Source organism: Pseudorhodoplanes sp. (genome assembly GCF_035565855.1).
Classification (GTDB): domain Bacteria; phylum Pseudomonadota; class Alphaproteobacteria; order Rhizobiales; family Xanthobacteraceae; genus Pseudorhodoplanes.
This window is the reverse complement of the sequence record NZ_DATMRX010000146.1, coordinates 1-6,884: the sequence shown is the minus strand read 5'-3', so window position 1 is coordinate 6,884 and position 6,884 is coordinate 1. Positions and strand designations below refer to the sequence as shown.

Genomic DNA, 6,884 nt, shown 5'->3' with positions numbered 1-6,884 from the left:
ATGAGCGCGGAGACGCCGTTGGCGAAGCCCCACAGCAGCAGCAGCGCGGGGACCGATAGTTGGCCGGTGAAATGCAGCGCCGTCACGCCGCCGAGCAGGCAGGCGCAGTTGGCTGCCGAAGCCACCGCCGCCGCCTGCTGGCGGTCGCGGATATAGCAAAGGCGGCGCAGGAACACATACAGCCGCTGGAATGGATTGGCGAGCGCGAGGCACGTCAGCGGCAGCGCAAACTCCGGCGCCCAGAGCGCGAACACCGGAACGCTCAGCAGCACCGCGGCGCTGGTGGCCGCGCTGTAGATCATGACGACCCAGAGGCACGCCACCTCCAGGCGGCGCCGGTTGCGCTGGCCGTAGCGCGCCACCACTGCCGGCATCGAATCGAGGATCAGCGATGCCTGCCCGACCTCGATCAGCAGCGACACCGACATGACGAGCACGTAGCGGCCGAAATCGTCGAGCGGCAGCCAGATCACGCACAGGATGGTCAGGAGGAAGTTTCCGGCGCTGCCGAGCCCTTGATCGGCGAGGGCCAGGAAGATGCGCGCCTTCCATCGCTGGGCGAGGCCGCGGACCGCGCCGATGGCGCGCGCGCGCCGGCCCATCGTCGCTCCGTCACCGGGCAGGAAATCGCTGCCGGCCTTCGCGGGGGTGTCGGCTGTCATTCGGAAACCGTGTTGGGGATGCGCGGACCCGCGAGCCATTGGCGGCCGACACGCAGAAGAAAGAGCGGCATGCCGATGAAGTAGCGCGATCCGAGCCGGCGCGGCTCCTGGGCCACGCGATAGAGCCATTCCATCCGCAGCGTGCGGGCCCATTGCGGCGCGCGGGGCACGGCACCGGCCATGAAGTCGAACAGGCCGCCGACGGCAAAGCCGAAGTGGCACCCGGTTTCGGCGAGGTGGTTCATCAGCCAGAGCTCCTGGCCCGGATTGCCCATCGCGACGAGCAGGAGATCGGCGCGGGATTCGCGAATCCGGGCGGTGATATCGGCGGTGTCGGCGTCGCCCAGATAACCGTGGTAGCAGCCCGCAAGCTCATGGCGAGGGGAGGCCTCCAGGAGCCGCGCGGCGGCTCGCTCGGCGATGCCCGGTCGCGCGCCGAGAAAGAAAATGCGGTAGCGATGCCGCGTGTGCCGGAGGTAATCGGGGACGAAGTCGGTGCCGTTCAGGTTCTCCGGGAACCATTTTCCGAACAGCAGGCGGCTGGCGATATCGACGCCGATGCCGTCGTTAAAGACGATCGACTTGCGCAGCGCCGTGCGAACCTCGTCGTTGGCGACGGTGGTGTTGAGCGTGTGGGCGCTGGCGAACACCACGGCGGCGGGCTTGCCGTCCTCGAATCGCCTGTCGAGCAGCCGTGCGGCATCGTTGAAGGTGCTGACACCGACGCCGACATCCAGGATCGAGCGAACCTTGCCGCCGAGCGCGGAGTTGTAGAACGCCTCGTATTGCCGGCTGACCCCGGCCCAGTCGTAGCGGACGCTGGCGTCGATCGCGCGCCGCCGGTGGCCCTCGTAGTCGATGACGATATCGCGCCATTTGGCGAGGAACCGCGCCGCGGCCGCCTCGGCATCGGAGAAATCCACGATCAGGCCGAGCCGGTGGCGCTCGACAAGATGGCGGAACGGCGGAATCTCGTTGAGCACGGGGAACAGGCCCGCGGACAGGCCTTCAACGGCCGTCAGGCCGAAACCCTCGTAGCTCGAGGCGCTGGCGATCACCGAGCATTCGCCGAAAATCCGGCGAATGTTGCGTTCGGAGGGCAAACACACAACTTCGGTCGCGTCCGCGATGCCTGCATCGGCCGCCATGCGTCGCAGATCGGCGGCGGTGAGGTCCGATGGCCGGCCGAGGATTTTCAGCCTCCAGCCGGGGTCGCGCCGCGCCAGCGCGGCGACGAAGGCGATGAGACGGTCGAGGCGCTTGTTATGCGAGAAGCGGCCGAGCGACACGATGGTCTTGGCTGGCGCGCGCGACGCCGTGTCGGTGAAACGCGACAGGCTGACGCCGTTCTCGATCAGCGTCACGCCGCGCGAGCGGATGGTCCTGAACAGCGCCTGATCCGTGGTGCTGACCGAGGCGACGCCGGCATAGCGGCTGAGCATCAGCCGGGTCACCGTTGCGAAGTACAGTTTCTTGAACGACGAGGCGAACCGGGTATGGAAGTACCCGCCATGTGTCGAGAGCACGAGCCGCCGCCGATGCAGCGGCCAGGTGCAGGCCAGGAAATCAAAGAAGAAATCGACGCCGTGGACGTGGACGATATCGGCTCCCTTCACAGACTTCAGCACGCCGAACGCCAGCGGATAACGCGGCGAGCCGAAAAACGGGATGCGGACGATCTCGATGTCGTGAAATGTCTCGCGATGGGGCAGGCGCTCGCGACGTGGCGACTTGAACACGCGGTCGAGTGTTACCACGCGGACGCTGTGGCCTTTCTTGATTTGCGCGCATGCGAGTTCCCAGACGACGCTCTCCATTCCACCGACCGCTGGATGGAACTGCCGCACGACATGAGTGATCTGCATTGTTCGCCGAACCCGATCCTTGCTGAGAAGGAACACCCAACACCCAAAGCGGCCAACGCACGGCCGCTCGTTTCGTTTCGTCGATGTGAGGCATCGCATCCAAAAGCGTGGCGTGCGTGCACGACGCGGCAAGAGCCTCGAAGCGCGTGCCTCGAAGCATCGACATCGAACGCGCTGTCTTTGAAAATTGTTTGACGCTTTCCAGGCGAGGTCGCGGCACGTTGCCCGATATGCGGTGATGCGTGTGGTGCTCCGATATATTGCGCATTCATCGCAACAGGATCGAAACAAAACGTGAGAGCGCTGCGTTGCCTTATCGCGATGGCAACGCGGGATGCCTTGGTGTTGTCGCATGTCGGCGTTAGCGATTGTCGTCGATGACACGCGGTGTTCCATCGCGGTATCCGCGTGGTGTCATGGTGCGCGCAAAAATCTGGGCGCACAGAATCGAGGAGACGGCGCATCGGGTTTTCGCATCGCTTTCCCGTAAAATGGATAAGGCTTGTGCAGGGGGCGGCTGTCGCGACGGCAGCGATGCTTGCCGTGCCGCCGGTGTTGCACGCGGAACCGCTTCTTATGACTGGCGTGAATATCGCGGGGGCGGAATTCGCCAGTAAGAAGTTACCGGGCCGTGCCGGAACGGATTACTTCTATCCGCGCAAATCCACGATCGATCATTTTGCCGACAGGGGCATGAACACGATCCGGCTGCCGTTTCGATGGGAACGGATGCAGCCGGCGCTTCGATCCGATCTCGATACCGCCGAACTCGATCGTCTTGCCGTGGTGGTGTCGCTCGCCTCCGCGCGCGAACTGACGGTGATCCTCGATGTGCACAACTATGCGGCGTATCGCGAACAGCCGATCGGTACCGCGGACGTGACGGCGGATGCGCTGGCCGATGTCTGGCGGAGACTTGCGACACGCTTCAAGGACAATGACCGGGTCGTCTTCGGCCTGATGAACGAGCCCAAGGGCTTGCCGACCGAAACCTGGTTGGCGGCGGCCAACGCCGCCATCGCAGCGATCCGGCAGACGGGTGCGAAGAATCTGATCCTTGTTCCCGGAAACGGCTGGACCGGCGCGCACAGTTGGTTCGGTACGAGCTACGGCACGCCGAATGCTCAAGCGATGCTGGGTGTTACCGATCCGGCGAACAACATCGCCTTCGAGGTGCATCAATACCTCGACAGCAACTATTCGGGGACGCATCCGCAGTGCCGGGGCGAGCAGATCGGCGTCACCACGCTGCAGCGCTTCACGCAGTGGCTGCACGACCACGGCCAGCGCGGGTTTCTCGGCGAATTCGGCGGCGGCTCCGATCCGGTCTGCATGGCGGCGCTCGATGGAATGCTGACGTTCATGGAGCAGAACAGGGATGTCTGGCTCGGCTGGACGTACTGGGCGGCGGGTTTCTGGCCGCCGACCTATTTCACCAGCGTGCAGCCGATCGACGGGGCGGACCGCCCGCAGATGGCGGTCTTGCTGAAACACATCGGGCGGCGCTCGCCGGAGTGAGAAGCGATGTCCGCCTTCGCAAGACAGGCGCCGTTTGACGCGCCGTATTCGTTGCAGACCGGAGAAGCGGCCCCGCCTCTGGTTCTGTTCGCGCTTGTGTTCGGCGCGGTGGTGTTCAATCTCGCCCTCTGCTTCGCCAACACCAACGTCTTCCAGATCGGCGAAGCGCATGTGGTGGCCTGCGAGGCACTGATCCTCTCGCTGGTATTCCTCGTCGCCTATCGCGCCATGAACCAGCTTCATGTCATCCTGATCGGGTTCGTGGTGCTGTGGGCTCTGTCGTTCGCGTCGGTCCGATTCCTCTCCGGCTCGGACAAGACGATCGACATCAAGGTCATCCGCGACCTTGCCATTCCCATCGCGTTCTTCCTGCTCGGCACACGCGCGCGCAATATCAAGGCGGTCGATGCCATCGTCGCGACGATCGTTGCTGCGGTGCTGGCGTTGGCGGCGTTCGAGTATTTCTGGCTTGAGGCTTTTACTCGCGTGTTCAATGTCGCCCATTATTACATTGCGCGCGGCACCATCGAGGCGCGGCAGATCTTCCAGAATTCGGATCTGTTCGTGAGCGGCATTCGCCCTGCCGGCGCGCAGGGCGGCCGAAACCTTCTGCCGTTCATCGGCGATCACCGCGTGTCGTCGTTGTTCCTCGAGCCGGTGTCGATGGGGAATTTCGGCGTCGTCGCCTTCATGTGGGGCGCGGTGCGCTCGCGCTTTGGCGGCCGGATGCAATGGGGCATCATGTTGGGCGGGCTTGCCGCCATCGTCGCGGCCGACAGCCGCTTCGGCGCCTATCTCTGCGCGATCACGCTCCTGGTGTTGTTCCTGCCGCTGGCATGGACCACGCTCGGCACGCTGGTCCTGCCCGCTGCGGCGCTTGCCGTGCTTTCCGTTGTTCCTCTCATCGTCACCGGAAGCTACGATCCGCAGAATCGCTACATCGACAACGGCTTCGTGGGCCGTTTCGTCCTGTCGTCGGACATCCTCGCCAATTTCGATTTCTGGACTTGGTTTGGCCTCAAGGCGCCAAGCATGCAGGTGTTCGATTCGGGCTATGCCTACATCATCAGCCGGATCGGTGTCCTCGGCGTCGCGATCTTTTGGCTGACGCTGTTTTCCGTGCACGGACCGTCGCGGCAGTTCGGCATGTTCCGCAGCCTGGCGGCCCTCTATTTCGGCATGATCCTCTGCGTCAGCAATTCGCCCTTCACCATCAAGACGGCGGCGCTGCTGTGGTTCCTGGTCGGCGCGCTGTCGAAAGTCCCGGATACCGAGAGTGTCGTGGTGCGCCCTCTCGCCGTCCCCCGCACGACGTAGCGACCCGATCAGGCGAGCGCGCCGCGCACCAGCGCGGCATAGAAGCGCTCGCTGAGGCTGCTGGGCTTTGCGAGTCGCAGCCGTTCGAGACAATCGCGATTGTCTGCGGTCGCAAACGCACCACGCACCGCAAGACCGGCGAGTTCCGACGCTGAGGCGGACTTCAGCCGTTGCAGGGCGGGCAGAAGCTTTTGTTCGGTTGCCGTGAAATCTGTGCCGAACGGGAACGGCGGCAGCAATCCGGAGTCCGCGGCCGGCTTGAGCGCGCTTGCGATGGCGTCGGGGGTATTCTCGCGCGCCGACTTCGGCAGCTCGTAGCTGCGCTCGATCTTGCCGGCGTCCTTGGCCTGCCGCAGCAGTTCGTCCTGGAATCGCGAATCGGTGACTGCGAGCATCGCCGCGATCACCTCCCGGTCGCTCTTGTCGCGAATGTCGGCCACACCGTATTCGGTCACGACCACATCGCGCAGGTGGCGCGGGATGGTGGTGTGGCCGTAGCGCCAGCGGATGTTGGACTGCGCCTTGCCCTTTGCGGTGCGCGAGGCGCGCAGCATGATCGCCGCGCGCGCATCGTCGAGCGCGGCGCTCTGCACCACGAAATCGTGTTGGCCGCCGACGCCACTGACGATGCGGCCGTCCTCGAGGCCATCGGAAACGATGTCGCCGAGCAGCGTCGCCATCATCGCGTTGTTGATGAAGCGCGCGCCGGTGCGGGCGCGGCGCTTGGCCTGTTCGTCGCCATAGAGGGCATTGACGTAGGCGATGGCCGTCATGTGGAACTTCGCGGCCTCGTCGGCCGGCATCTCGCGCAGCGCACGGTAGAACGCGCGCGAGCCGACGAAGAAGCCGGCGTGCAGCACCGCGCCGTCGATCTCGCGCTTGAGGACGCCCGCCCGATAAAGATCGAGCAGGCCTTCGACGAACATTTCGGTGCAGCCGTAGAGCCCGGTCGTGAACGGCTTGGTGTACGTGGCGGCCTCCGGCGCGGCCTTCAACCGCGACAGCAACGCGCGAAAGTCGTCGTTGTGGCGATGGCGCAGGATCAATGCTTGCGCCACGGCGTCGCCGAGCGAGCCGATGCCGATTTGCAGCGTCCCGCCGTCCGGGATCAGGGCCGCCGCGTGAAGGCCGGCGGCGTAGTCAGCGAGCGAAATCGGTTCGCGCGGCGGCGCGAACAACGGGAAGTCCGTCGCTGGGCCATCGAGGAGGAGATCGAATTCGTCTGCCGCGATGGCGGCGTCGCCGCGCATGAACGGCAGTTCGGAGTTGGTCTGTCCGCAAAAGACGAAATCGGCCTTGCCGTCGCGGCGCAGCGCCAGAAGATCGAGTGTCAGATCGGGGTTGCAACTCAGGCTGAACGGGTGCGGCTCGCCGCTGCGGTGTGCGACAAGTTGCGCCACGACGTTGACGCCACGCGCGAGCACCGCCCGCAGCGCGTGGGTGTAGTTCGCTGAGATGTAATGGCGCTGCGCGTAGGGTGAGCCGAGCCACTGGCCGGCGAGGAAGAAGAATTCGTTGACCT

Annotated in this window: 5 protein-coding genes; 2 read left to right on the top strand and 3 right to left on the bottom strand. The window is 64.8% G+C overall.

Annotation, left to right across the window (positions count from 1 at the left end; genetic code table 11):
- A partial coding sequence (locus tag VN004_RS08250) for a hypothetical protein (protein WP_325608832.1) occupies positions 1–662 on the bottom strand: 662 nt, incomplete at its 3' end.
- A complete protein-coding gene (locus VN004_RS08245; RefSeq protein WP_325608830.1) occupies positions 659–2,527 on the bottom strand; it encodes a WecB/TagA/CpsF family glycosyltransferase in 1,869 nt (622 codons plus the stop codon). The genes VN004_RS08250 and VN004_RS08245, both read right to left, overlap by 4 nt.
- A 576-nt stretch (positions 2,528–3,103) precedes the next feature.
- Between VN004_RS08245 and VN004_RS08240 the strand changes: the two genes are divergently transcribed.
- Positions 3,104–4,045, top strand: coding sequence for a glycoside hydrolase family 5 protein (locus tag VN004_RS08240; RefSeq protein WP_325608828.1), 942 nt, complete (start codon positions 3,104–3,106; stop codon positions 4,043–4,045).
- Between the two features lie 6 nt (positions 4,046–4,051).
- Positions 4,052–5,362, top strand: a complete 1,311-nt coding sequence (locus tag VN004_RS08235; RefSeq protein WP_325608826.1) for a hypothetical protein — start codon at positions 4,052–4,054, stop codon at positions 5,360–5,362.
- An 8-nt stretch (positions 5,363–5,370) separates the two neighbouring features.
- Here VN004_RS08235 and VN004_RS08230 read toward each other — a convergent pair.
- A partial coding sequence (locus VN004_RS08230; protein ID WP_325608824.1) for an acetyl-CoA hydrolase/transferase C-terminal domain-containing protein occupies positions 5,371–6,884 on the bottom strand: 1,514 nt, incomplete at its 5' end.